The sequence below is a fragment of the Aeromonas sp. QDB20 genome, from assembly GCF_027707805.1.
GTDB classification, from domain to species: Bacteria; Pseudomonadota; Gammaproteobacteria; order Enterobacterales; family Aeromonadaceae; genus Aeromonas; species Aeromonas dhakensis.
Genome location: NZ_JAPCJC010000002.1, coordinates 291,554 through 318,157 on the forward strand (window position 1 = coordinate 291,554; position 26,604 = coordinate 318,157).

Below are 26,604 nucleotides of genomic sequence, written 5' to 3' on the forward strand. Positions count from 1 at the left end.
GCCTGACCGTTCCATCCTGGAGCTGGGCATCAGCCCCCGCGCAAGGCAGGAGCAGGCAGGCCGATTAATTGTTATTAGTGAATAAAACCCATGTATTTATGCGATTGCTCGAGTTGGATATTACCAAATGGGTAAAACGAATGATGATTTATCGGGGGCGGGATTGCGCTAGATCAATTGGCGGAGCCAGCAACAAGCGGAAATGAGATCCCGGTTAAATTATGAGGAAACTCAACTTATTGCACCATTGTTAACGCCGCTGTCTGGCGACAGTGGGCACAGTTGCCCGCCAGCCCGCGTCAGGCAAGGGGACGTCTTCAACGCGGCCGGTTTTCTATCCATTTGGGGATAATAAAATCCATGTGAATAAATATGCTGTATGAGCGGCGCGGAAGAGGGCGTCAAGGTTCCCGTTGGCAGTCCGATTCAATCAGGGGGTGTGGGGGAAGATGCGTCAGCCTTTGCCATACTGGATCCGGCAGGAGAGAGGCAGATCCTGCCTAGTGGTCTTCAATTGGGATCTTGTTTCGGTATTGAAACGTTTTACGTGCAAAAAAGCGGATGGATCCGCTACGTGAGCGCATTTTCTATCGAAATTATGGGGAGATCCGCAAGTAACATGCTTATAAAATAAGCGCTCAAAATTTGACTCGAATTGGCATCCGGGGCCCGCTCACTATTTGCTGGAGGTTGTATGGCCGAGCTGCGTATCGAAAAACCCACCATCATGACCCAATTGGAGGGAACCGTCTTCGTCATTCATGACGATGGCACTGTGGTGCGCGCCAGGGCCGGCGTCTTGTTGCAACCGGGCGACCGGATCCTCAGTGGTGAAGGCAGCTACCAGCTGACCGACGCCATCGAGCTCTTCCATCAGGAGGAGGCTGCGGCTGGTGAGGCGGCGGCGCCCACCGCGCCGCCCGCCGATCCCGCAGCAGCGGCTGACGGCGAGCTGGCCGCCCTGCAGGCGGCGATCCGCGCAGGCACCGATCCCACCGCCCAGTTCGAGGCGAGCGCTGCCGGCAACCCGGCGGCAGGCGGCACCATCGGCGGCGTGGCCGGTTCCAGTTCGGGGGGCTTCGTGGTGGTCGATCGCACCAATGACGCCACCCTGGCCGAGGCCGGCTTCGATACGGATCACGCCGATATGCCGCGGGGCGACGAGCCGCTGCTGGAAGGCGAGCGGGATCTGTTTGCCGCCATCACCATCACCGAGCCGCAGACCGACGACAACATCATCAATGCCGACGAGGTGACCGGCGTCATCATCCGCGGCACCGTGGAGGATGTGGAGGTTGGCCAGCCGGTCACCGTTACCCTGCTGGATCAGGATGGCAACCGGCTCACCGTCACTACTGTGGTGCTGCCCGGCCGGGTCTGGGAGGCAAACTTTGGCGACCTTACCGGCAAGCTGGTGGATGGCCCCCTCATCATTCAGGCCGATACCCAGGATGCCGCCGGCAACCGCGCCAGCGATCTGGGTCAGACCCTGCTCGACACCATCACCACCATTACCCTGGATCTCGCCGATGAGAGCGACACCGGCGCCAGCCAGACCGATGACCTGACCCGCGACAATACCCCGCTGCTGCAGGGCAAGGGGGAGCCCGGCGCCACCGTCACCCTGTCCCTTGGCGGCAAGGTGCTCGCCACTCTCACCGTCGATGGCAACGGCAACTGGCAATATCAGCTGCCCGATGCGCTGGCTGACGGGGCGCATGATTTTCGGGTCGATTCGGTGGATATCGCCGGCAACCGGGCCAGCGACATTCTCACCATCGAGGTCGATACCCAGGCCGCCATCGATATCGATGATCTCGACGCCGCCACCCTCTTTGGCAACGGCAATGCCACCCTGAGCGGCACCACCACCAATGTGGAAGCAGGCCAGAGCGTGACCATCACCCTGGTTGGCAGCAACGGGCAGGCGCTGCTCACAACCTCCGTACTGGTGGGGGCCGATGGCCGCTGGCAGGTATCAGATCTTGATCTCTCTGGTGTCACGCAACCTTTTGAGGTGCGCGCCAGCGTTACCGATCTGGCAGGCAACTCGGCCTTGGACGGGGCGCCGCTGATCGGCCAGAGCGAGACGCTCACGCTCTCCGAAGCCGGACTGGCCGATGGCCCGATCGGCGCGACCGGCAGCCTCAACACCGGCGCCGGCATCGATGGCAACCTGCAGGTCACCTTCGCCGCCGACCAGAGTGCTTTCGAGGGGTTGGGACTCACCAGTCAGGGGGTGGCACTGGATTATGTCTGGGGTGGCCAGACCCTGACCGCCAGCGCCGCTGGCGTCACCGTCTTTACCCTGACCCTTGGCAATGACGGCAGCTATCGCATCGTCTGGCACCAGAGTTTGGATCACACTCAGGATGATGCCCTGCGTCTGCCGTTCAACCTCGAATACCGCGATGGCGACGGTGATCTGGTCAAAGCGCCGCTGGTGATCACTCTGCTGGACAGCAACCCGCCGAGCTTCGAGATCCCGGCCATTACCCTCAACGAGGATGATTTCACCAATGGCGCCGCCGTAGTCGGGGAGAGCCGTTTCGTGGTTGGCCACACCGCCGATCCCCTGCTGGTCGACTCGCTGGTGTTCAGCAACCAGAGTGACACCCTGGCCAGTCTCAACAGTGCAGGCCTTGCCAGCGATGGTCATCCGCTTGCCTTCGAATTTGCCGATGATCGTACCCTGCTGGGTTACTACCCGGGCAGCAATGGTCAACGGGTTGAAGTATTGCGTGCCCAACTGCTGGCCGACCAGCAGGGGAGCGATGTGGGCGGCCGGGTGGTGGTCACCCTCACAGGTCCGCTCGATCATCAGAGCAGCGACAGCCTCTCGCTGGGGTTGCAGGTGAGCGCCAGCGAGATTGATGGTGACACCACCAGTGCCAACCTGACCCTGACCATCGACGACGGCCGCGATCCTTCGCTCGGTCTGGACAAGGGGATCTCGCTGCAAGAGGGGGGCCAGCAGAGCATCGATGGTCAGCTGCCGGTCACGGTGGGCAGCGATCGCCTGGTCTCCCTCAGCTTTGAGGCGAGCCAGCCGGCTCTGGCGGGCCTCACCAGCGGTGGCAAGCCGACCAGCTATCAGGTGAACGGCAACCTCATCACCCTGCTGGACGCAGACGGCAAGGGCATTCTGACCGTTACCCTGGATCTCGATGGCAAGTACCATCTTGAACTCGACGGCGTGCTGGATCAGCCGGTGGCCACCGACAGCGTCAATCTGGGGCTGCAGGTGGTGGGCCGCGACTTTGACGGCGATCGGAGCAACCTCGGCACCCTCAACATCACCATCACCGACGGCGCCTTACCGCAGGTTGACCCTGTTTCCCTGACCCTCACCGAGGACAGCGACTGGCAGCTGGGTCAGACCCTTGGCGGCGAGCTTGCCATCACGGCGGGCAGCGACCCGCTGGTGAGCATCGTGTTTGATGTCAATCAGCCGGGCCTGCAGGGGCTCAGCTCGGGCCAGCAGAGCGTCACGGTCATGGTGGCCGATCACCTTATCGAGGGGCGTACCCCAGATGGCGAGCTGGTCTTTACCCTGACTCTGGGTAACGACGGCAAGTACAGCTTTACCCTCCATCAGCCGCTGGACCAGGGCAGTGCGGATGCACTGCTGACGGCGGGGCTGACCCTGACCGACAGCGACGGTGACAAGGTGGCCACGACCATCACGGTGGCGGTAGGTGATGGCGCCAACCCGACCATCTCCGCCGTCACCGGTACCGCCATCACCGAGATGGCGCAAGGGGAGGCGGCAGCGGTCAGCACCATGAGTTTCGTGGTGACCCACGGCAGCGATGCACTCGATCCTGCCTCCCTCGGTTTTCACATTGCCACCATCCAGCGCACCCTGATCGGGCTCACCAGCCAGGGCAGTCCGGTAAGCTTCTCCCTCGCGGCCGATGGCCAGCTGGTGGGCATCACGGCGGATGGACGCGAGATCCTGCGCGCCGAGTTGAGCCTGGTCGAGCAAAGCGGCAACTGGAGCGTGAGCGCCAGGGTCACCCTCGCGGGTGAGCTGGATCATCTGGGGAGCGATGCCCTCTCGCTGCCGCTGGCGGTGACACTGGCCGACCAGGATGGCGACGAGATCGGCACCACGTTGCCGCTCACCATTCACGATGGCCGCGCCCCCACCTTTGTGGCTGGTAGCGGCGTCACCCTGAATGAAGGGGAGCTGACCGGCAGCAACAGCCTGAGCCAAACCGGCCATTTCGATGTGCAGGCAGGGTCAGATCGGGTGGTCGAAGTGGCCTTTGCCGATGCCGGCCAGCAGCCGGCGCTCACCGCGCTCGGTCAGCCGGTGCAATATCAGCTGGTGGATGGGGATCCGAAGATCCCGGGCAGCCAGCTGCTCAAGGGCTTCGTGATGGTGGATGGCCAGCGGGTCGAGGTGTTTGAGGTGCGGCTGGTCGGCACGCTGGATCAGGCGGGCAAGAACGGCTTTGACTATCAGGTGACCCTCTATCAGGGGCTCCATCAGGGCGTCAACGCCGTGACCGAGCTGCCCATCAAGGTGATCGTCAACGACTACGACAAGGCGGGCGGCAGCAACGACAGCACCAGCGGCACCCTCACCATCCGGATTGGCGAGGGGGATAAACCGACGCTGACGCTGACCGGCGTGACCCTCGGTGAAGGGCGCTTCGATGGCGCCGCCAATAACCAGAGTGCGGACGATCAGCAGGCCACCGGCAAGATCACCATCACCGCCGACTCCGACCCCGTGGTCGATGTGCGTCTGACCTTGGCGGGCCAGGTAGTGGATTCCAATGGCAACCCCATCACCCATAATGGCGAAGCCTTGACCTGGCAGGCGGTGGGCAGCGACGGCCACCGCTTCCAGGCGATCACGGCCGACGGACTGGTGGTGATGACGGTGACCCTGATGCAGGTGCCGGCGACTATCGGCGCTCACACCACTGCGACCCTCGACTATCAGGTGACGGTGCATACCAACCTGGATCACGGCGCCGATGACCAGCTTGAGCTGACACTGCCGGTGCAGGTCACCGACAGCGACGGCAGCCAGAGCCAGGGGTCTGCCACCATCAGGGTGACGGACGGCGTGGATCCCCTCATTTCGGCCATCGACGCGGTCGCGGTGAAGGAGTCTGCCCTCGATGGCTCCGCCAGCCAGCATCCCGGCACCACACCGGCGGATCAGGGCGAGGTGGCCAGCGGCAAGGTGACCATCAGCGCTGGCTCGGATCGGGTCGCCTCCCTCGAGCTTGACGTGGCGGTCTTCAATCAGGCAAACCACCTCACCTCGGGTGGCAAGGAGGTAACCCTGGCGGCCCACAGCCCGGGCTGGTATCTGGCCACGGCAGAGGGTGGCAAACCGGTCTTCTGGGTTCACCTCGACGTCACCGGCAGCTACAGCGTCTATCTGGTGGGGCAGCTCGATCACGGCGTGCAGGGTAAAGATGATCTTGCCATCGAGGTGCCGCTCTTTGTCACCGATCACGATGGCGATCGCAGCCCCAATGTGAGCGTGACCGTGACGGTAGAGGATGACATGCCCATCGGTACCGTGCTGGCGCATACCCTGAACGAGGGGAGTTCCCCCGTCAGCGGCGATCTGCTGCCGGCAGCCAACGAAGGCGCCGATGGTGCCCGGGTCGAGTCGATCACCATCAACGGCCAGACCCATGCCGTCAATGACTCCCTCACTCAGGAGGTGATGAGCCCGGATGGCAAGCAGGTGATGGGCTCTCTCACCATTTCGGCCGATGGCAGCTACTGTTTCACCCCGGCGGCCGGGTTTGATCACGACAATGCACAGCTGAGCCAGGTCATCACCGCCCATCTGGTGGATGGCGACGGTGACCGTGCCGACAGCACCCTGACTCTCCATCTGCAGGATGAGCCGGTGAGCTTTACCGTCACTGCGGCCCTGGGCAACGAAGATCAGGGGGCGCAGGATCCGAGCGCCGGTATCCCCATCCAGATGCAGCTCGACATCGGCGATTTCGACCGGGGCGAGCATGTGGAGCAGCTCCTTGTTCAGGCACCCGCCAATACCCACGGCAGCTTCTATTACAACGGAGTGGCACTCACCACCACGGCCGATGGCAAGTGGTTTATCGTGCCGCCCGAGGCCATGGTCACCAGCGATAACGTGCACTACCGCACCCAGGGGGTGACCTTTGTGCCGGCGGCCGACTGGTCCAGCTGGAGCAATCAGGGCCAGCCGCTCCACTTCCAGGTGCAATTGCAGGTGGGGGTGGCCGAGGGGGATGCCCCTGCGCCGGTCACCGGCGATCTCGCCATCACGGTACGCGGCGTGGCCGACAAGCCGCTGTGGGATACCGACCATACCAGCCAGCACTACGACACCCATGAGGACAGCAGCGGCATCAGGCTCAATGTGCAGGCGGGCCTCACCGATACGGATGGCTCAGAGACCCTGAGCTACCAGATCCGGTGGGAGGCAGGTCAGGGCACCCTCATGCTCAACGGGGCCGAGCTCAAGCCAAACGCCAGCGGCCTCTACAGCGTCTCGGCCGGCAACATCAACAAGGTGAGCGTGGCCCCTGCCAAGGATTTCAGCGGCGACATCAAGCTCTCCATCACCCCGGTCAGTACCGAGAAGGCGCCGGTCGCCAGCGGCCAGAACAAGGCGTTTGGGGATGCCATCGAGCTGGTGATCAACGTCAATCCGCTGGCGGATGACGCCAAGCTGACCGTGCGCGACATTCAGGGCAAGGAGGACACCCTGATCGATCTGGGCAGCAAGATTGGCCTGGCCCACCTGGGGGACACCACAGATGGCTCCGAGCAGCTGTTCGTGCGCATCGGCGGCCTGCCTGCCGGGGCGACCCTGTGGCTCGGCGGGGTGGCGGTCACCCTGGATGCCAACGGCTACTACGAGGTGCCCTTCGATCGCATCAATGACCTCAAGCTGCTGCCGCCAAAAAACAGCAACGTCGACTTCGATCTCACCATCAAGGGGGTAGTGAAGGACACGGCCACCCTGACCGATGCCAACGGCCAGCCCCACACGGTGGTGAACGAGAATGAGACCGGCGCCCAGACCCTGCATGTGGATCTGGTGGGGGTGGTGGACGAGCCCCATTTCGACCTCAATACCTCCGGCTGGAGCCAGGATGGCAACGGCTACACCATCACCATCCAGGAGGATGGTCGGGCACCGCTGGACTTCAAGCTCACCTCCGGGGAGTGGACCGACACCCCGCTGGATCACTCGGAAACCTTGAACCTGGTGCTGGAGGGGCTGCCGGCAGGGGCCAAGGTGTTCGACGGTAATGGCAAGGCGCTGACCCTCACCTTCGCCGGGCTAGACGGCAAGGGCAACCCCCTCTATCAGGTGGATGTGTCGAGCCTTGGCAACCTGCAGATCCAGCCGCCGGCCAACAGCACCGCCGATCTGCACCTCATCGGTCACGTGGTGGTGACCGAGAACGACGGCGACAGCAAGAGTTTCGAGGTGCCGCTCACCATCAAGGTGGAGCCGGCCATCGACGCCACCGACTATGCCAAGACCAGCCATGGCCTGGAGGATCAGTTCACCGTCCTCGACTGGCAGCCTGACCTGACCGACAGCGCCGAGAAGGTGACCCACCTCAGCCTCTCCGGTATCGAGCCCGGGTATGAAGTCTGGATCCGCGTGGGCAGGGTCGAGACCCAGCTGACCGTGAGCGGCGGCGCCGTGGAGTTGAGCGACGGCGAGCTGCAGAGCCTGCTCGGCGGCGGCCAGCTGCTGGTGAAAGGGCCCGAAGACAGCGACAGAGACACCCGCATCCAGAGCCATGTCACGGTGACGCAGGTGGATGTGGACTCCAGCGCCACCGCCCAGAAGGTGATCGAGGGCACCCTGCATCTGGATATCCAGGCAGTGGTGGAGCCCGATGGCAACCTGGTGCAGACCGGCCAACTGGAGAGCCCGGACGGGCACGACATCCCGCTGGACGGCGTCTTCGTGTTCGAGGATCTGGACCCCAGCAGCGTCGAGACCATCGATTATCTGGTGATCAGCGACCTGCCGCCGGGCTTCGTGGTGGTGGGTGGGATCAACGACGGTCAGGGCAACTGGACCATCCCCCACGACGCCCTCGACAGCTATGCCTTGCGCTCGCCGGATGGCTTCACCGGTACCGTCACCTTCAAGGTCAGCGCCAGGGTGATCGACCTTGGTGACAACAACGAGGGGGATGTGAGCGCACCGGCCTATCGGGAGCTCACCGCCAGCGCCGACTTTAATGGCGCGACCCACTCGGGCCAGGTGGCCGCCGACGTCGATTTCGACAACAGTGCCCCCATCACAGGGGTGGAGGATCAGAGCGTCAATTTCGGCAGTCAGCTCAAGCAGATGGTGACCCTGGGCACGGCAGACAGCGGTGACGACGAGCTCAGCATCGTCATCACCGGACTGCCCGCCGGCGTCAACGTGCAGGGGCTCACCTTCGACTTCGTCAACGGCGAGTACCTGATCAAGTTGCCGGGTGGCCTCGATGATCTCGACCGGCTCACCCTGACCTTGCCTGAGGATTACGCCGGCGACGGCCTGGGCTTCAAGGTGCGTCTGGTCAACACAGACACCGTCAGCGGTGACACCAGGATGGTAGAGAAAGAGATCACCCTCTCCATCACCCCGGAGGTGGACATCAATGGCGGGGCGGATGGCCTGCCCGAACTGCAACTGAACGTGAAGGATATGAACGGCGACGGCCAGCCGGACAACCTGGAAGACACCGAGATCCGCCTCGATCTGTCGGTGAAACTGGCCGATATCAGCCCCTCGGTCGCCAACGGCGGTCTGGAAACGGTGGAGCGGGTGGTCGTGACCGTGGATCCCCAATATGGTCACTTCCTCGACAAGCACGGCCAGCCGGTCTCCACCCTCACGGTGAACGACCCGGCGGATCTCAAGGATCTGGTGTTCGTGCCCAAAGAGCACTTCAGCGGTCAGGTGCCGCTCGACGTGACGGTGGATATTCTCGACACCGCCACCACGGGTACGGATCGCGGCAGCTGGAGCGGGCAGGTCGGCTTTGAGGTGCGACCGGTCAACGATCCGGCCGTGCTCACGCTGCACGATGTGGCGGGCGACGAGGATGGCGCCATCAGCCTGGCGGGCCTCGGGGCTGCCCTCATCGACACCGATGGCTCCGAGCAGATAGTGGCGCTGCAGATAAAAGGAGTGCCGGACGGTTTCACCCTCTCGGCCCCGGCGGTCAACAATGGGGGCGGCGTCTGGCAGGTACCGGTAGGCACCGATTTTGCCAAGCTGACCCTGATCCCGCCGGCCGATTTCAGCGGCACCGTGGATCTCACCCTGAGCGCCTTTACCCTCGACCAGGGGTTGACCTTGCCGCTCGAAACCAGCGGTAGCTTCACCGTGACCGTCAATCCGGTGGGGGATGCGCTCATCAGCGATCTGGTGCCCACCGCCAGCGGGGTGGAGGGCGACAGGATCCTGCTCAATCTGGGGCTGGAGACCCGCGATACCCAGGCCACCGGCGGCAGTGCGAGCAATGTGCATGAAAATGGCGCCGAGCAGGTGCGGGTGACCATTCGCAACGTGCCGGAAGGGGCCGCCATCGCCCTGCCAGACGGGGTGGCCGGTGAGGCCATCAGACTGCCGAACGGCGACTGGCAGGTGACCACGGTGGGCGGCAACCTGGCGAGCCTGCTGTTGGTGACCAACGACGTCAATGGCACCCTGAACCTCGAGGTGATCGCCCAGAGCCTGGACAACGGCGCGCTGGGACCAGAGGTGAATGGCAGCATCGATGTCACCATAGCGGCGGTCAACGACGCGCCCGAGAACATTCTGCCCACGACGCCGCTGGTGGCCGAAGAGGATGTGCCCTATCGCATTGACGGTCTGCAGGTCAAAGACGTGGATGCGGGCAACAGCACCATAGAGGTGCGCCTCTCGGTGGAGCACGGCACCCTCACCCTGGCGGATGGCAGCGGCGTGACCCTGACCGGCAACGGTACGGGAACCCTGGTGCTGAGCGGGTCGCTCGATGCCATCAATGCATTGCTGGCGGGCGGCGTGACCTATCTGGGTGAGCAGGACTTCAACGGCCAGGATCGGCTCACCATGGTGACCGATGATCGCGGCAACACCGGCAGCGGCGGCCCCTTGAGCGACACCGACGTAGTGCCCATCGAGGTGCTGGCGGTCAACGATGCGCCGGTCAATCAGCTGCCGGGCAGCATGACGGTGAAAGAGGATGGCTCTCTGTCGCTATCCGGCATCAGCGTGAAGGATGTGGATGCCGGCAGTGCGCCCATGGCCATGGTACTGAGGGTCGAGCACGGGGTGTTGACCCTGCTGGGAGCGGCGGGCGCGGTCTCGGTACAGGGGGCGGGCAGCAACGAGATGACCCTGGTGGGGTCGCTTGCCGATCTCAACCAGCTGCTGGCCGGCAACCTGCACTATGAACCGGCCAGGGATTTCTGGGGTGAGGACAACCTCACCATCACCACCTCGGATCAGGGCAACAGCGGTGCGGGCGGGCCCTTGAGCGACACCGATCAAGTGATCATCACGGTGACGGCCGAACCGGATCTGCCGAGCCTGACGGTGGGGCCCCACGAGCTCCATGCCCTGCAGGGGGCCATGGTGCCGCTCAATCTGACCGCCAGCGTGGTCAATCCGGCACCGGGCGAGCTGTCGCTGCGCATCAGTGGTCTGGCGGGGGCCCAGGTGCTGGATGAACTGGGGCAGCAGGTCGGTCATGCCGATAGCAACGGTGACTGGCTCATTCCGGGTGGCCACTCGCTGCCGTTTTATCTGGACGGCCTGACGGCGGGAGACCATGTGCTGGGACTGAGCGCAGAGTCGAGTCTGGGGGGCACGACCATCAGCTCCCCCCTCGATACCGTGACCATCCATACCCAGGCCGGTCATACGCTGACGGGGTCGGATCAGGGGGATTGGCTGTTTGGCAGCGCGGGGGATGATCGCTTGCTGGGCGGTAAGGGTGACGACATCCTGACCGGCGGCGCCGGCAGCGATCTCTTCGTCTGGCAGCAGGGGGATGCGGGGAGCGCAGGCCAGCCCGCCATCGACACCATCACCGATTTCAGCCCGCAGGCGGGTGACAGGATCGATCTGGCGGACCTGCTCAAGGGGGTGACCGACAGTAGCGTGGACGGCCTGCTGGGCCATCTGCAGGCGTCGGTGACCAGCGCGAGCAACGGCCTGAGCGATGTGAACCTCTCTGTGTCGCCGGCGGGGGATGGCCAGGTGACCCAGCAGATCACCCTGAAGGGGGTGGACTTGAGCAGCTGGCAGCTTGGCGGCACCTCGTCCCACGACATCCTGCAGAGCATGCTGGATCAGCACAGCCTGATCGTCCAGCACCCTTGATGGGGCGGATGTGAATAAAAGAGCCGGCAATTGCCGGCTCTTTTTCTATCTGGTGTTTGCTTGTCGGCCTCTTTGCCGAGCGGGCCGTCTGGCCTAGCGTGGCAAGGGGATCAAGCCAGGGCCCGGGCCAACAGGTGGATGGGGTGTTCGCAGCGGAACGCCGTGCTCATCTCGATCTGCCATTTGCAGGTTTCGCAGTCGGTGATGACCAGATCGGGCTTGAGCCGGTTTATCTGATCAAACAGCCCCTCGCCGATGGCCTGGCTGGTCTGGTAGTTCTCCGACTTGAAGCCGTAGGTGCCGGCGATGCCGCAGCACTGGGAGTCCAGCACGGTCACCTTGACCCCTGGGATGGCGCGCAGCAGCTCCAGGGTATAGATGACGCCCCCCATCTTCTCCATGTGGCAGGGGGTGTGGTAGGCGATGTGCAGATTGAGCGGCTTCATCGCCGGCTTGTTGCCCTGGTAGAACTCGTTCCACAGGAAGCGGGTCACCAGCGAGATGCGATCGCGCACCTTGTGGTTGTCCTGCTCCAGCAGGTGGGGATATTCGTCGCGCAGGGTGAAGCCGCAGGTGGAGGAGGTGGCCAGTAGCGGCATCTCGTTGCCGAGCAGGGTGTTCTCCAACTGCTGGATGTTGAAGGCCGCCTGCTGCTTGGCCTTGTCCATGAAGCCGTTGGCAATCAACGGCACGCCGCAGCACTTCTCCCGCTCCAGCAGTTGGACGCCGATGTTCATGGCGTTGAGCACCTGTACCAGCTCCTTGCCGAGCTGCGGGTGGTTGTAGTTGACGTAGCAGCCGTGGAAGTAGGCGATTTGGCGCGCAAAGCGGGCCTGACTCGCTTTCTGCTTTTTGTACCAGCCGCGGAAGGTGCCCTGGGAGTATTTGGGCAGGTCGCGGTGGGAGGAGACCCCCAGCGCCTTGTCCAGCACCAGTTTCATCGGCTTGAGGCCGGTGGTGAAGTTGACCACAGGGGCCATCAGGGTGGACATGCTGCCCATCAGGTCGGTGTGGGAGAGCACGAACTCGCGGATCCCCGGTTTGAAGCCGCTGTACTGGTGCTTGGCCTTGGTGATGATGTCGCCGATACGCACCCCGCTCGGGCAGGCCACTTCACAGCGCTTGCAGTTGGTGCAGTACTTGAGGGCGCTGTCAAAGAGCTCCGGGCTCTTGATGCGCAGCCGCTCCCCATCCGGGCCCGCCTGCTTGGGGCCTGGGTAGGCCGGGTTGGCCTTGGCCACCGGGCAGTAGGCGGTACAGACGGTGCATTTGATGCACTGATCGAAGGTTTGGTTGGCATGATCCAGTAGCATGTCAGTTCTCCTCCCGTTGGGTGTGAAGGCACGGGATATGGGTCGAAATCATCATTGGGCTGAACTCAAAATGTGACCGGCAGCCTGCCAGCCGGTGGCAACCGCGACACCTGAGCCTGACCCTTCTTTTATGGGGTCATAGTGCGCCAGCACGCTACCGGCGCCGTAGAGGTTGGTGAGTGGCTTGCCGCCACGCAGCACTCTGAGCTTGTCGTCGGTCTTGACCCCGAAGCCCATGAAGGGGTGGTGGTCGAACAGGCGGCGACCGGCCCAGGCGTCACGCTCCGGCAGGCTCAGCACATCGGCGTTGAAGATGGGCTCACGAATGCCGCGCAGACGCGACTCCAGCCCGCGGCTGAAGAAGCTGCCGGAGGCGAGTACAAAGTTATCCGCTTCAAAGAGTTGATCGTCGCCATTCTGGCTGTGCACGCCAATCACCCGATCGCCGTCGTAACGGGCTCCCAGCACCCGCTCGCTGGTGAGGAAGGTGCCGCCAAGGGCCATGAAGCGGCGCTTGAGGGCCTCCTGCATCCGCATGCCGATAAGCGACGGCGGCATGGTGGCCACCTCCTTGATGATGCAGCCAGTGCGCTGCTCCAGCTCCGTCAGGCGCGGGCCGACCAGCCCCAGCGACAGGCAGGCGGGCAGCACCAGGTGGTGGCAGCGCGGCTCGCCGCTCTCCTGCACCATGCGGCTGATCTCGCGGGCCAGATCCGTCAGCAGGTCATGCTGGCCATTGCCCTGCTTGTCAAACAGGCGGGCGATGTCGGCGGAGCGAAACTCGTGGGGATTGCGGCTGAACTCGGCCAGCTGTGGCAGGCGAATTTCCCCGGTCAGGATACGGCAGTGGGCGAAGCGCGCGTGGGTCGCGAGATTCGCTGCCGCGAGCTCGGGGTGAAAGTCGCGAAATCCCTCCAGGGTGGCCAGCAGGATGGCGTCGGGGGCCGGCGCATCGGTCACGCAGGCGCAGGTGTCGGGGGAGAGCCAGGTAGATTTCAGGGTGCCGATGGGGGTCAGCCGCTGGTGGTTGCGCTCCTGGCGAAACAGCGGCAAGCCCTGGGCGGCGCAGTGGCGTTGCAGATCATCGAGGCTCGCCGCGATATGGGCCAGTCCCACCTTGCTGTAGGGGTGTTCGGGGTTGGCGGCCATAAAGGCGGGCAGGGCGGTGCGGGGATCCCCCTCGCTATCCAGCAGATCCACCGAGCCGGAGGAAAAGTGCAGGGCGCTCTGGCCGGAGGCCATCAGCAGGGTCTTCTGGCCGGCCTCGGCCAGACGCAGGGCCGCGGAGAGGCCCGCCATGCCGCCGCCGATAACGATGCTGTCAAATTTCATGGCTGCGCTCCTTGGTGGGATTGGCGGTGCTGGCGTCCTGCGGGAAGGGCGGCTCGGCCACCAGGTGGGGGGCCGTCCACTCGCCAAGGCCGAACAGCCCCTCGTAGATCCAGTAGGTAAATTCGGCTTCGCGCAGGGCATCGCCCCACAGCACCGGCCGAGTACCCTTGTAGCGCTCTTCCAGGAACTGGCGCAGCATGACGCAAGCCTGGCGGCCGTCGGCCTTGCCATACTCCTGCATCAGGCCGGCGGCGCGATAGGCGCACAGCTCCCCCTGACAGGGGCCCATGCCCAGACGGGTGCGGCGGCGCAGATCCACCAGGTTGCCCACGTCGAGCTCGCGCAGGGCGTACTCTATCTCGCCCGCGGTCACCATCTCGCACTCGCAGATGAGGGCGTTGGCCTTGGGATTGTCGCGGAAAAAGGCGATGACCCGCTCGCCGTGACGGTACTGGGCCGAGCCTTCGGCCGGCACCGAGAGACCGGGGGCGGAGACCTTCTCCGGATCCCGCGAGCCGGGCAGGCTCAGTTCGGCGGTGCGGCACGGCTTGCTGTTGCCGAGTTTCTTGGCCAGCAGATCGGTTGCCCATTCGGCCATCAGCCGGTAGGTCATCAGCTTGCCGCCGGTGATGGTGTTGAAACCCTTGAGACCGTCCCGCTCGGCGTGATCCAGCAGCACTATGCCGCGGCTGATGTTGCGGCCCGACTCGTCGCCATCCACCGCCACCAGCGGGCGAACCCCGGCATAGGCGCGCAGCAGACGGGTGCGGGCCATGATGGGGGCCAGTTTTATCCCTTCGCGCAGCAGCACCTCCACCTCTTCGGGCTCGACGGTGAGCTGGTCAATCTTGTGGTAATCGATGCGGCTCGAGGTGGTGCCGATGAGGGAGATGGTATCGCCCGGCACCAGGATGTCCGCATCCGCCGGTTTGCGGCAGCGGTTGAGCACCAGCTGGTTGATGCGGTAATCCATGATGAGCAGGGAACCCTTGGCCGGGAACATGCGGATGCCGAGATCGGCGTATTCGCAGATCTGCTGGCCCCAGATGCCGGCGGCGTTGATCACCTCCTGGCACTCCACCTCGAACGCTTCACCGGTGCGGGTGTTGATCGCCTTGACCCCGTGCACCCTATCCTGGGTGCGCAGCAGCCCCAGCACCTTGCTGTGGGTGAAGATGCGGGCGCCGTGCTCCTTGGCATCCAGCACGTTGGCGGCGGCCAGGCGGAACGGATCGACCGTGCCGTCCGGCACCTGGATGGCACCGATCAGCGCCGGGTTGACGTTGGGTTCGAGGCGCAGCGCATCGGCGGGATCCAGCTGGCGGGCGTCGATGCCCGCCAGGGAGCAGGCGTCCATGAAGGTAGTTTGAAAATGGATGTCATCTTCCGGCAGGGTGATGAAGAGGCCGCCGGTGTCCTCGACGCAGTGGCTGGCGATCCGCTTGAGGATGCGGTTCTCCTGAATGCACTCGCGGGCGGACTCCTGATCCGTCACCGCGTAGCGGGCGCCGGAGTGAAGCAGGCCATGGTTGCGGCCCGTGGTACCGGCGGCGATATCGTCCCGCTCAAGCAGGATGCAGTCGATGCCGCGCAGTGCGCAATCGCGCATGATGCCGGCTCCGGTGGCGCCACCCCCTATGATGACGACTTGTGTGGTTATTCTTTTCATTCTTGCCCGTCTCATCTCTTCCAGATGGTGCCAGTGTGGCCTGTCTCTGGGCAGAAATGTTTGATATGGGCCAAATTAATGTTCGCAAACGCTCATTGGTAGGGGTGTTAATGAGCAAATCGTGATTGTTGTCACACTCTCATAACAGCAGAGGGGACCGCTGGGCCCCCTCTGTCGACACGAGTCACGGCGCTCAGCCGCAGCACTTCTTGAACTTCTTGCCGCTGCCACAGGGACAGGGGTCGTTGCGCCCCACCCGCAGCGGTGCCGGATCCTGTTCGCCATCGGTATAGACCCAGCGCCCCTGATGGCGTACGAAACGGGATCGCTCATGGAGGCAGTGGCGCTCTTCACCCTCCATAAACCAGGCCTTGAACTCCACCATGCCAAGGGTGTCAGCGGGGCCGCCCTGGCTGGCGAGGATCTCGAGCCCGTCCCATTGGGTGTCGGTCTGGGAGAGCTGCTCCGCGGTCAGCCCGTTCAGATAGTCAGGGTGCCAGCTGTGTACCAGATACTCCCCCAGTCCCAGCACGAAGGCGCTGTAGCGCGAGCGCATCAGCTGCTCCGGGGTCTGGGGGGCGGCCCCCTGGTGCAGTGATCCACAGCACAAATCGAGAGAAAGAGTTGAACTGCAAGGGCATTTGTTCATGTGACTGGCCATCTGAGTCGATAGAGATAGAGGGCGGGGATTGTAGCGAAAGCGGGTCCCCGTCGACCAGCATCCTATACTGGTCTGGTAGGAACGGAACACTCATAAAAACAGCTGCAAGGATGTAAAAGATGACGCTAAAGCAGAAAATCCTGTTGTTGGGAGCCGTCCCCGTGCTCCTGATGGCCCTGGTGGTCAATCTCAGCAACTACATGATTGCAAAGAGTGATCTGGAAGCCGATCTGGTGGTGGCGCGGGAGAATGCGATCAAGGATCGCAAGGAACTACTCAGCAGCTATCTGATGCTGGCCAAGACGGCCATCGATGCCGTCTACAGCCAGCCGGACAGCCCGGCGGTGCGCAAGCAGGTGATCGAGATGCTGCGTCCACTGCGCTACAGCAGCGACGGCTACTTCTTCGTCTATGACTTTCAGGGCACGGCGATACTCTTGCCTCCCCGTCCCGAGATGGAGGGCAAGAACCGCTGGCAAGACAAGGATGCCAAGGGCAAGCTGCTGATCCAGGAGATCGTCAAGGCGGCGCGCCAGGGGGATGGTTTCTCCGAATACTGGACCGCCAAGCCCTCCATCGGTCGGGACGCCCCCAAACTCTCCTTCAACCTGGTACTCGACAAATACCAGTGGATCATCGGCACCGGTTTCTATATCGACGACATCGACAACGAGCTGGCGGCGCTGCGTACCGTACGCGAGAGCAACATGCGTGACTCGCTGCAGAGCAGCGTGCTGCTCATTCTGGTCATTCTGGGGGTGACCCTGGCCGCCACCGTGGTGATCGGCAACCGGGTCACCCGGCCGCTGGCGGACGCGGTATCGGCCCTCAACGACATCGCCGACGGGGAGGGGGATCTGACCCAGCGCCTCAAGGTACAGAGCCACGACGAGATTGGTCAGCTGGCCACCGCCTTCAACCGTTTCGTGGCACGGATCCAGTCGGTAGTGAGCCAGGTGGGGGAGACCAGCAATCACCTGTTCAGCGCGGTGGAGAAGCTGCACCACCTGAGCGAGCACTATGACCATCAGATGCACGGCCACAGCCGGGAGACGGATCAGGTGGTTACCGCGGTGACCGAGATGAGCTCCACCGCCCAGGAAGTGGCGGCCAGCGCCTCCAACGCCGCTACCGCCACCAGCGATGCGGCGCGCGAATCCGATGCTGCCCGCGGCGTGGTGGGCACCGCCATCAACAGCATCAACCGGCTGGTGGGCGAGGTGCACACCGCCTCCGGCGTCATCGAGCAGCTGGCGCAGGAGACCGCCAAGATAGGATCCGTGGTTGAGGTCATTCGCGGCATTGCCGAGCAGACCAACCTGCTGGCGCTCAACGCGGCCATCGAGGCGGCCCGGGCCGGCGAGCAGGGACGCGGCTTCGCGGTGGTGGCGGATGAAGTCCGTTCGCTGGCCGGTCGCACCCAGCAGAGCACCAAGGAGATCAACGAGATGCTGCAGCGTCTGCAGGGCGGGGTGAAACAGGCGGTTGACGTGATGCAGGCCAGCGAGGATCGCAGCCAGGAAACGGTGCAGGAGGCGAGCCACATCGCCACCTCCCTCGACAGCATGGTGATGGCGGTCAGCACCATCAACGACATGAACATCCAGATCGCCACCGCCGCCGAGGAGCAGCATGCGGTCTCCGAGGAGATCAACAAGAACCTGGTGGCCATTCAGCAGATCGTCAGCGAGCTGACCGATGCGGCGGTCGAATCCAACAGCACCACCCGCGATCTCGCCAGCACCGGGGACAAGCTACGCAAGCTGGTCTCCCAGTTCCGCTACTGATGGGATGACAAGAGGGAATATCCCTCACAAGATGCGGCCTGACCCCCGGTTCAGACCGCACTTTATTTGGGGATTGATCAATAATGTGTGAAAATTGTCGCCCTCTGTGTCAGCTGTTGCCCCTTACCCTATGAATGAGATCGTGAAAGGCAGTATCGATTTGATCCGTCAGCTCAACTATGGCCTGGTCTACGCCAGCCTGGAGGAGCACAAGGAGCTGTCCCGTACCGATCTCTCCCGCCTGACCGGTCTCTCGCCTGCCAGCATCACCAAGATCACCCGCGAGCTGCTGGACGGCGGTCTGGTGGTCACCTGCGGCGAGAGTTCGGTGGGGCGCGGTCGCCGCCAGACCCTGCTGCGCATCAACGAGCGCCGCTTCCAGTTTCTCTCCATGCGCCTTGGGCGCGGTTATGTGGACATGGCGCTGTTCGACCTGGCCGGTCGCTCCCTCGCTCGCCATCGCCATGTGTTCAGCGAAGGGGAGCGCGCCGACCTGCTGGCCAGCCTGGTGCGGGCCATCGAGGGCTTCTTGCCCAAAAAAGCGCTGCGTCTCGCCTGCATCGCCCTCTGCCTGCCGGGGCAGGTGGAGCGCCACTCCGGCATGGTCAAGCACTTTCCCTTCTACGATCTGCGAAACTGGCCGCTCGGCCCGACCCTGCAGGAGGCTTTCGCGGTGCCGGTGCTGGTGAGCGGCGACGTGCGCACCTGGATCCAGGCCGAGCGTGAGTGGGGAGCCGCCAAGAACTGCGCCGATGCGGTGCTGGTGTTCGTACACAACGACATCGGGGTCGGCATGGTGGTCAACGGCCAGCTCATCGAGAGCGAGAACGCACTGCTCGGCGATCTCAGCCACCTGCAGCTCGAGCCCTACGGTCAGCGCTGCTACTGCGGCGGCTTCGGCTGTGCCTGCACCCTGGTGACCAATCAGGCGCTGGAGGCGCAATACCGGGATCTGCGCGAGCGGATGCAGGAGCACGATTTGCCCGAGAGCGTCACCATTCGCGAGCTGTGCGAGCTGGCGCTGGCGGGCAACAGCCTCTGTCAGGACATCCTCCATCAGGCGGCGGGGCGGCTCTCCCGGGTGCTCTCCAACCTCATCTGTCTGCTCAATCCGGGCAAGTTGCTGCTGGGGGGGGAGATCACCCGCGCCGATCGGCTGCTGTTCCCCATGCTGCACCAGTCGCTGGCCAGCCAGTTGCCGGCCGAATACCTGGTGCGCCTGCAGATCGAATCCACCCACTTCTACGAAGATCCCACCAAGCCCACCTCGGTACAGGTGCACAAGGCCCTGCGCGACGGCAGCCTGCTGCTCGACTTGTTGCGAGGCGACAAGGAGGCATGAGGCTGGGGTTGCAAGGACGCATCCTGCTCATGCTCTGTCTGGTCAGTCTGCTGCAACTGGTGCTGCTGAGCGGGGCCAGTTACTACTATGTGTCCGAGCAGCGCTACCGAGAGGTAGGGGATCAGGCCCTCGACGTGGCGCGACTGGTGGCGCGAGAGTCCGGCGTCATCGCCGGGGTGAAACGGGCCGACACCGCCCGCCTTAACGTGTTGGTGGAGCGGATCCGCGCCGAGGTCGGTGCCAGCTACATCGTCGTCGGCGATAAGGAGGCGCGCCGGTTGGTGCACCCCAATGCGGATCGCATCGGCCAGCCCATGATGGGGGATGACCCGCAACGGGCCTTGCAGGGGGAGTCCTACATCTCCCGCGCTCAAGGATCCCTCGGGGTCTCGGTGCGTGGCAAGAGCCCCATCCGCGATGAGCTCGGCCAGATCATCGGGGTGGTCTCGGTCGGTTATCTGGTGCGGGATATCGAGGCGGATCTGCAGGGTTTTCTGCATTTCGGTCTCGCCATGACCTTGCTCATCGTGCTGCTCAACAGCCTGGCCGCCACCTGGTTGGCACGCCGCTACAAACGGGCGCTGCTCGGCTTCGAGCCCGAACAGATGGGGCGTCTCTACACCGAACTCGACTGCACCCTGCGCACCGTGCGCGAGGGGATCCTCACCATCGACGAGCAGGGGCGGCTCACCTCCCTCAACCCCAATGGCATCCGCTTGCTGCGTCTGGATGAAGCCACCGCCCGGGCCGCCATCGGCCAGCCGGTCACCCGGCTGCTGCCGGAGAGCCGCATGCTCTCCCTCATTCAGGATCCGCGCCCCCAGTTTGATGAAGAAATTGTGCTCAACGGCCAGTCCCTCATCGTCAACCGGCTGCCGCTGGTGCGGGACGGCAAGCTGATCGGCGCGGTGTCGAGCTTTCGGCGCAAGGACGAGCTGGCCGAACTCAGTGCCCAGCTCTCCCAGGTGCAGGCCTACAGCGATCTGCTGCGGGTGCAGACCCACGAACACCACAACCAGCTCGGCACCATCGCCGGGCTCATCGAGCTGGGCGCCACCAGCGAGGCGCTCGCCTTCATCGGACGGGAGGCGGCCACCGAGCAGAGCCTGCTCAACTTCCTGCTGACTGCCATCGCCAAGCCCAAGGTGGCCGGCCTGCTGCTCGGCAAGTACCACAGGGCCCACGAGCTGGGGCTGGTGCTGGAGGTGGACCCGGATTCTCGCCTGCACGACATCCCCCTTCGCGTCAGCGGCTCCCAGCTGGTGACTGTGCTCGGCAACCTCATCGACAATGCCTTCGAGGCGACCCGCCGCCACGGCGCCCCCTACCAGCCGGTGCGGGTGGCCCTGAGCGATCTCGGCCAGGATCTCATTCTGGAGGTGGAAGACGGGGCCGGCGGCATCGATCCTGCGCTGGCGGATCGGCTGTTCGAGCGGGGGGTGAGCAGCAAGGCGGAGCCGGATCACGGCATCGGCCTCTCTCTGGTGCGCAAGACCCTGGATGCCCTGCAGGGGCAGATCACCATCGAAGCCACGGCGCAGGGAAGTTGCGTCGTCTGTTACATTCCCAAGGAGGTGTGAGTGATCAAGATCCTGATCGTCGAGGACGATCCGGCCATCGCCGAGATCCACCGCCGCTTCGTGCAGCGGCTGGCAGGTTTCGAAGTATTGGGGGTGGCGCTCACCCTGTTTGATGCCAGGGAGCAGATCGCCATCCTCAAGCCCGATCTGGTGCTGCTGGATGTCTGGCTGCCCGATGGCGAGGGGTTTGCCCTGTTGCGCGAGCTGCGCCAGGCCGGGGCGAGTCTGGACGTCATCCTGCTCACCGCGGCGCGGGAGGCCGGTGCCCTGCAGGAGGCGATGCGGCTCGGGGTGGTGGATTTCATCTTGAAGCCCGTGGTGTTCGAGCGGCTGCGCGACACCCTCGACAAATATTGCCAGAGCCGCGCCGCCCTGGCGGCCCTGGCGGACATCGATCAGCAGGCGGTGGACGCCCTGTTTGGCACGCCGTTGCAGCAGGTGGCGGCGGGTGGCCTGCCCAAGGGGATCGACGGCCTCACCCTGCAGCGGGTGCTGGCGGCCTTGACCCAGCAAGGAGCCAGCGCCGAGGAGATCGGCGGCCGGGTCGGGGTGAGCCGCACCACGGCGCGCCGCTATCTGGAGTTTCTGGTGGGCCAGCAACTGGCGAGTCCGGAGCTGGAGTACGGCACCGTCGGCCGGCCGGAGCGGCGTTATCGCCAGCCCTGACTGGCGTAACTCCCCATCCTGTCTTGCCAATAAAAAGAGCGCCTGTCGGCGCTCTTTTGCTGTGTGAGATCCGCCAACTCAGCTTGGCTCGGATTGCAGGGTGGCAGCCGGTGCGCGGCGTGCCTGCCACCACTGCCAGAGCGGCAACAGCAGCATCACCAGGGTGATCAGCGTGAAGGCCAGGGTGATGGGGCGCTCCCACAGGAAGCTCAGGGAGCCGTCGTTGATCACCAGGGCGCGGCGCAGGTTGTCCTCCAGCATGCCCCCCAGGATAAAGCCGAGCAGCATGGGGGCCATGGGGAAGGTGAGCAGGCGCAGGCCGATGGCGATCAGCGCCACCAGGGTCATCACATGGATGTCCATGGTGTTGAAGGAGACCAGATAGACCCCGGTCAGGGAGAACAGCAGCACCATGGGGATCAGAACGGGGCGCGGCACCGCCAGTACCTTGGCCAGATAGGGGATGAGGGGGAGGTTCAGGATCAACAGCACCACGTTGCCCAGGTACATGGAGATGATCACCGACCAGAAGACGTCTGGATGCTCCATGAAGAGGCGCGGGCCCGGCTGGATGCCGTAGGCCACCAGGGCGCCCAGGATGAGGGCCGTGGTGCCGGATCCCGGGATCCCCAGGGTCAGCAGGGGCACGAAGGAGCCGGTGGAGGCGGCGTTGTTGGCCGCTTCCGGCGCGGCTAGACCGCGCAGGCTGCCTTGGCCGAACTGCTCCTGGCGCTGCTTGCCGGCGATGTTGCGCTCGGCGCCGTAGGCCATGAAGGCGGCGATGGTGGCGCCGGCCCCCGGCAGCACGCCGATGAGAAAGCCCAGCACCGAGGAGCGGGCGATGGGGGGCGCTATCTCCCTGACCTCCTCCTTGCTGAGCTTGAGGCTGCCGAGCTGCTGCATCTGCCTGGCTTCTTCCTCGCTGTTGTCCTTGCCGGGGCGCAATACCGCCATCAGGATCTCCGCCAGAGCAAAGGTGGCCATGGCCAGCAGCAGGAAGGAGAAGCCGTCACGCAGGTCCGGCAGGCCGAAGGTGAACCTGTCCACCCCGACGCTGCGGTCGATGCCGATGGTGGAGATCATGATGCCAAACAGCGCCATGATCAGCGCCTTGAGCACCTGCCCCTTGCCGGCAAAGGCTGCCACGGCGGAGAGCCCCAGCACCATGAGGGCGAAGTAGTCCGCCGACTGGAAGGAGAGGGAGACCTTGGCCAGCAGGGGCGCTGCCACCATCAGCATGATGGCGGAGAGGGTACCGCCGGTGAAGGAGGCGTAGGCGGCGATGGCCAGCGCCTTGCCCGCCTGTCCCTTGCAGGCCAGGGGGTAGCCGTCGAAGGCGGTGACCACGGTGGCGGAGCAGCCGGGGGCGTTGATCAGGATGGAGGAGGTGGAGCCACCAAAGATGGCGCCGTAATAGACGCCGGCCATCAGGATGATGCCGGAGGAGGGATCCAGGCCATAGGTGATGGGGATCATCAGGGCGATGGCGGTGACGGGGCCAAGGCCCGGCAGCATGCCGATAAAGGTGCCGATGAAGCAGCCAAGCACCACCATCATCAGGTTGACCGGCAGCAGTGCGGTGCCGAGTCCTTGCAAGATTCCGTCTAACATGGTGACTCCTTAGAAACCGAGCAGGGTAAACAGGCGACCCGGCTCCAGATAGACGTTGAGCCCCTTGGTGAGCAGGGTCCAGAAACCGATGGAGAAGGGGACGCTGATCATCAGGCCGTAGCGCAGGCTGGGCTCACCCAGTACCCGGATGCCCACGCTCAGGAAGGCGATGGTCGAGAGCACGAAGCCAAACCAGGTGAGCCCCAGTCCGTAAATGACCATGAGCCCGAGCAGGATAAAGACCCGGCGCCAATCCCCCTCTTCCCGGCGCAGGGGCTCACCCCCGGGAAAGAGCACCAGCAGCAGGGAGAGCAGCGCCCCGATCCCGGCCAGGGCATAGGGCAGGGTACTGGCGGTGAAGGGTTCGTATTCGTCGCCGGGGTAGCCCGGTATCTCGGTGGCGTAATAGCCATAGGCGAGGGAGAGCAGCAGAAACAGCAGGCCCCCCAGTCGCTCCTTGGTGATGTTCATCTCTTGACTCCAACATGAGCGGCGGGCCTGCGCCCGCCTGCGATGTGACAACGAGGGTTACTTGATGAAGCCGAGCTCGCGCATCAGGCCGCCGATCTGCTGTTCCTGGCCGTCGAGGAAGGCGGTGAACTCGGGACCGGACTTGTAGAGGTTGGTCCAGCTGTTGCGGCTGCGGACCACTTCCCACTCCGGCTTGTCGTACATCTGCTTGAGCAGGGCGGCAAACTCGGCGGACTTTTCCGGGCTGATGGTGGGGGAGGCGAAGTAACCGCGCCAGTTGGCGAAGACGGTGGGGTTGTTCTGCTCGCTGAAGGTGGGGATCTGCTCCGCCCCTGGCAGGCGCTTGTCCGAGGTGACCCCGAGGATCCGCATCTGGCCCGACTTGACCGCTTCCATCGCCTCGCCAAAGCCGGTGGAGATGGCCTGGGTCTCCCCGGCCAGCACGGCGGCCATGGCGCTGCCGCCGGCATCGTAGGCGACGTAGCGCAGCTTGCTGGCGTCGGCACCGGCGTTCTTGAAGGTCAGGGCGGCGACCAGGTGATCCAGGCTGCCACGGGCCGAGCCACCGGCGATCTTCACCTTGGCCGGGTTCTCCTCGTAGGCGGCCAGCAGCTGGGCCCAGTTCTGATAAGGGGAGTCCGCCTTGACCGCCAGCGCCTGGTAGTCGGCGATGATGGCGGCCACCGGGGTCAGATCACGGAAGGACTGGGGCAGCTCCTTGGAGAGGGATTTGACGATGATGGGGGTGGAGTTGACCATCAGAGTCTTGTCGGACTGGGCCGAGGTCTCGATGAGGTGGGCGATGGCCTTGGCGCCGCCACCGGCGGACATGTTCTGATAGGAGACGGTCTTGACCAGACCGGACTTGGCCAGCACTTCACCGGTGCCGCGGGCCGTGGTATCCCAGCCGCCGCCGGCGCCACCCGGGATCAGGAAGTGGACTTCGTTGATCTGGGCCTGGGCGCCGAAGCTCAGTGCGAGCAGGCTACCGATCAGGGGGCGCTTGAAGGTTCCTTGCAACATGGTGCTCTCCTTGTGATTGTTGCAGGAAGGTTAATTAATCATGTCTGGCTGGAAAACAATCTGACCGTAATGGCTATTAAGGCTGTTGTGGCCATTTTGTTCATTCTGGTCACGACAGGGAGTACTGCTCGCTCATGGCAGGCCGGAAGGGGGCAGGTTGCACTGCGCCTCCGGCTGAAAAGGCGCGAGGTTCCCCGTCAGAAGGGGAGCCTCGCGAAAGAGGGGGCTGACTTATCCCTGTGATGCGGGGGCGGCGGAGACCTGGTCGCCGCTGGCTCCCTGCTGCTTGAGGGCCTCGCTCGCCTGCTGCTTGCGCTGCAACTGCTCCACTACCAGCTTGTAGGCGATGTAGTACTTGTAGATGTTGCCCACGTAGGTCACGGTCTCGGGCCCTATCTTCTCCGCCGCCACGTACTCGACGTTGTGAAACCAGACGTTGGGATCCAGTCCTCGTTTCTTGGCCTCGGTGCGCAGCCGTGCCACCCGGGCGGGACCGGCATTGTAGGAGGCGAACGAGAAGAGCGCCTTGTCGAGGGCGGTCATGGGCTCGTCCGCATAGTAGTGGTCGATCATCCAGCGCATGTATTTGACGCCGCCATGGATATTGGGCTCAAGCTGGCGGATGTCGCCCACCTTCAGGCCCTTGCCGGTGGCGGGCATGATCTGCATGATGCCGATGGCGCCGACGTGGCTGCGCGCCTGATGGTTGAGGGCCGACTCCTGGTAACCCTGGGCTGCCATCAGCAGCCAGTCCACCTCGTATTTCTCGCCATACGCGCGAAACAGATCCACCACCTGCAGAAACTTCTTGCGCTCGGCCTCGGCGGCGGCGCTCTTGACGAACTTGTTCTGCTTGAGATAACGGGCGAGGAGCTCGTCCCCGGTCGCCTTGCCGCGCAGCGCCTTGATCTGTTCGTTGAGCATGGCCAGCAGTTGCGGGCTCTCCTTGCGCACCGCCCAGGCGATGATGCCCCCCTCCCGGAACACGGGGTCGTCGTGGATGGTGACCTTGGGGAAGATCTTCTGCCAGAACCGGGCCTTGTGCTCGTCCATGACGATGAAAGGGAGCAGGCCGGCGTTGACCATCTCCACCAGATCTTCGTCCTCCAGTGCCTCGGGGGCCGGCTGAATGTCGATGAGCGGCTCTCCCGCCGCCTTGAGTGCCTGGTTGTAGGCCATGAGGCTCTCGAAGTAGCTGGAGGAGGGGCGCACGTAAATGCGCTGGCCGGCCAGGTCGGCGGCACTTTCCACCTTGGGGGAGAGGGGGCCGGAGATGAGCAGCTCCCGCACGTTGTCGAGCAGGGGGGCGGTGAATGCCACGCCCTGCTCCTTGCGCTTGTCCGTGATGGTGAGGTTGGCGGCGGCGATGTCACCCTTGCCCGCGATGAGGGCATCCAGCAGGGCTTCGCGCGCCACCGGGATGAAGATCAGGTGCAGCTTGAGATGGCGCTTGAGGTTCTTTTGCTTGCGCAACTGCTCGTTGAGCCGCTTCTCCAGCAACATGAAGGCGTCGTAGGTGACGCCCCGCTGTATCCCCTTGTCGATGAAGTAACCTGTCTTGTTGTAGGTGGTGAGCACCCGGATGGAGCGCCGTGCCAGCATGGCATCGAGATCGCCAAGCTGGGGCTGGGCCAGCTGGTCGCTGTTGAACGTCAGTGCGGCCGGTTCAGCGTCGGCCTGCGCTGGCGTTGCGGCCTGCAGCGGGCCGCACAGCAGTCCGCACAGGAGGAGGATCCATAACCGCGTCATGATACTGCCCTCGTCTGTTTCATTGAGTGTAAGCGGCA

General features: G+C 64.1%; 13 protein-coding genes. 5 read left to right on the forward strand and 8 right to left on the reverse strand.

Annotation, left to right across the window (positions count from 1 at the left end):
- The first annotated feature begins 694 nt into the window (after nucleotides 1-694).
- Nucleotides 695-11,362, forward strand: coding sequence for a retention module-containing protein (locus tag PG897_RS03200; RefSeq protein WP_024941561.1), 10,668 nt, complete (start codon nucleotides 695-697; stop codon nucleotides 11,360-11,362).
- A 110-nt stretch (nucleotides 11,363-11,472) separates the two neighbouring features.
- On the opposite strand, the gene glpC is transcribed toward PG897_RS03200, so the two are convergent.
- From glpC to PG897_RS03220, 4 genes are all read right to left on the reverse strand, one after another.
- Nucleotides 11,473-12,675 (reverse strand): anaerobic glycerol-3-phosphate dehydrogenase subunit GlpC, encoded by a 1,203-nt coding sequence (gene glpC / locus PG897_RS03205; RefSeq protein WP_201880838.1) that lies wholly within the window; start codon nucleotides 12,673-12,675, stop codon nucleotides 11,473-11,475.
- Between the two features lie 51 nt (nucleotides 12,676-12,726).
- Entirely contained in the window at nucleotides 12,727-14,007 is a 1,281-nt protein-coding gene (gene glpB / locus PG897_RS03210) for a glycerol-3-phosphate dehydrogenase subunit GlpB (RefSeq protein WP_024941560.1), read from the reverse strand.
- Nucleotides 13,997-15,676: an anaerobic glycerol-3-phosphate dehydrogenase subunit A gene (glpA, locus tag PG897_RS03215; protein WP_270828732.1), complete on the reverse strand. Its 1,680-nt coding sequence runs from the start codon at nucleotides 15,674-15,676 to the stop codon at nucleotides 13,997-13,999. Before glpA ends, glpB begins: the two co-directional genes overlap by 11 nt.
- Before the next feature lie 193 nt (nucleotides 15,677-15,869).
- Nucleotides 15,870-16,337 (reverse strand): YchJ family protein, encoded by a 468-nt coding sequence (locus tag PG897_RS03220; protein ID WP_322111627.1) that lies wholly within the window; start codon nucleotides 16,335-16,337, stop codon nucleotides 15,870-15,872.
- 119 nt (nucleotides 16,338-16,456) lie between these two features.
- Here PG897_RS03220 and PG897_RS03225 point away from each other — a divergent pair, with 119 nt between their 5' ends.
- The 4 genes from PG897_RS03225 to PG897_RS03240 all read left to right on the forward strand — a co-directional run bounded on the left by PG897_RS03225 (nucleotide 16,457) and on the right by PG897_RS03240 (nucleotide 21,712).
- The gene (locus PG897_RS03225; RefSeq protein WP_005300314.1) at nucleotides 16,457-18,124 is read left to right on the forward strand and encodes a methyl-accepting chemotaxis protein; all 1,668 of its coding nucleotides are present in this window, start codon (nucleotides 16,457-16,459) and stop codon (nucleotides 18,122-18,124) included.
- A gap of 130 nt (nucleotides 18,125-18,254) precedes the next feature.
- Nucleotides 18,255-19,466, forward strand: a complete 1,212-nt coding sequence (locus PG897_RS03230) for an ROK family transcriptional regulator (RefSeq protein ID WP_005300317.1) — start codon at nucleotides 18,255-18,257, stop codon at nucleotides 19,464-19,466.
- Nucleotides 19,463-21,046 (forward strand): ATP-binding protein, encoded by a 1,584-nt coding sequence (locus PG897_RS03235; RefSeq protein ID WP_024941557.1) that lies wholly within the window; start codon nucleotides 19,463-19,465, stop codon nucleotides 21,044-21,046. The genes PG897_RS03230 and PG897_RS03235 overlap by 4 nt, the downstream gene beginning before the upstream one ends.
- On the forward strand, nucleotides 21,047-21,712 hold the full coding sequence (locus PG897_RS03240) for a response regulator (protein ID WP_017780091.1): 666 nt from the start codon (nucleotides 21,047-21,049) through the stop codon (nucleotides 21,710-21,712).
- 78 nt (nucleotides 21,713-21,790) lie between these two features.
- Here the strand turns inward: PG897_RS03240 and PG897_RS03245 are convergent, their stop codons facing one another.
- The 4 genes from PG897_RS03245 to PG897_RS03260 all read right to left on the reverse strand — a co-directional run bounded on the left by PG897_RS03245 (nucleotide 21,791) and on the right by PG897_RS03260 (nucleotide 26,566).
- Nucleotides 21,791-23,323 carry a tripartite tricarboxylate transporter permease gene (locus PG897_RS03245; RefSeq protein WP_024941556.1) on the reverse strand — a complete coding sequence of 511 codons (1,533 nt, stop codon included), beginning with the start codon at nucleotides 23,321-23,323 and terminating at the stop codon, nucleotides 21,791-21,793.
- A gap of 9 nt (nucleotides 23,324-23,332) precedes the next feature.
- Nucleotides 23,333-23,794 carry a tripartite tricarboxylate transporter TctB family protein gene (locus PG897_RS03250; protein ID WP_024941555.1) on the reverse strand — a complete coding sequence of 154 codons (462 nt, stop codon included), beginning with the start codon at nucleotides 23,792-23,794 and terminating at the stop codon, nucleotides 23,333-23,335.
- 57 nt (nucleotides 23,795-23,851) lie between these two features.
- A complete protein-coding gene (locus tag PG897_RS03255) occupies nucleotides 23,852-24,817 on the reverse strand; it encodes a tripartite tricarboxylate transporter substrate binding protein (RefSeq protein WP_024941554.1) in 966 nt (321 codons plus the stop codon).
- A gap of 231 nt (nucleotides 24,818-25,048) precedes the next feature.
- A complete protein-coding gene (locus PG897_RS03260; RefSeq protein WP_024941552.1) occupies nucleotides 25,049-26,566 on the reverse strand; it encodes a lytic transglycosylase F in 1,518 nt (505 codons plus the stop codon).
- Nucleotides 26,567-26,604 lie beyond the last annotated feature (38 nt).

What these genes read in the sequence shown, in the direction of transcription:
- glpB (WP_024941560.1), bottom strand. Translation starts at nt 14,007, where the DNA reads ATGAAATTTGACAGCATCGTTATCGGCGGCGGCATGGCGGGCCTCTCC.
- PG897_RS03225 (WP_005300314.1), top strand. Translation starts at nt 16,457, where the DNA reads ATGACGCTAAAGCAGAAAATCCTGTTGTTGGGAGCCGTCCCCGTGCTC.
- PG897_RS03245 (WP_024941556.1), bottom strand. Translation starts at nt 23,323, where the DNA reads ATGTTAGACGGAATCTTGCAAGGACTCGGCACCGCACTGCTGCCGGTC.
- PG897_RS03255 (WP_024941554.1), bottom strand. Translation starts at nt 24,817, where the DNA reads ATGTTGCAAGGAACCTTCAAGCGCCCCCTGATCGGTAGCCTGCTCGCA.
- PG897_RS03250 (WP_024941555.1), bottom strand. Translation starts at nt 23,794, where the DNA reads ATGAACATCACCAAGGAGCGACTGGGGGGCCTGCTGTTTCTGCTGCTC.
- glpC (WP_201880838.1), bottom strand. Translation starts at nt 12,675, where the DNA reads ATGCTACTGGATCATGCCAACCAAACCTTCGATCAGTGCATCAAATGC.
- PG897_RS03200 (WP_024941561.1), top strand. Translation starts at nt 695, where the DNA reads ATGGCCGAGCTGCGTATCGAAAAACCCACCATCATGACCCAATTGGAG.
- PG897_RS03235 (WP_024941557.1), top strand. Translation starts at nt 19,463, where the DNA reads ATGAGGCTGGGGTTGCAAGGACGCATCCTGCTCATGCTCTGTCTGGTC.
- PG897_RS03220 (WP_322111627.1), bottom strand. Translation starts at nt 16,337, where the DNA reads ATGGCCAGTCACATGAACAAATGCCCTTGCAGTTCAACTCTTTCTCTC.
- PG897_RS03230 (WP_005300317.1), top strand. Translation starts at nt 18,255, where the DNA reads ATGAATGAGATCGTGAAAGGCAGTATCGATTTGATCCGTCAGCTCAAC.
- PG897_RS03260 (WP_024941552.1), bottom strand. Translation starts at nt 26,566, where the DNA reads ATGACGCGGTTATGGATCCTCCTCCTGTGCGGACTGCTGTGCGGCCCG.
- glpA (WP_270828732.1), bottom strand. Translation starts at nt 15,676, where the DNA reads ATGAAAAGAATAACCACACAAGTCGTCATCATAGGGGGTGGCGCCACC.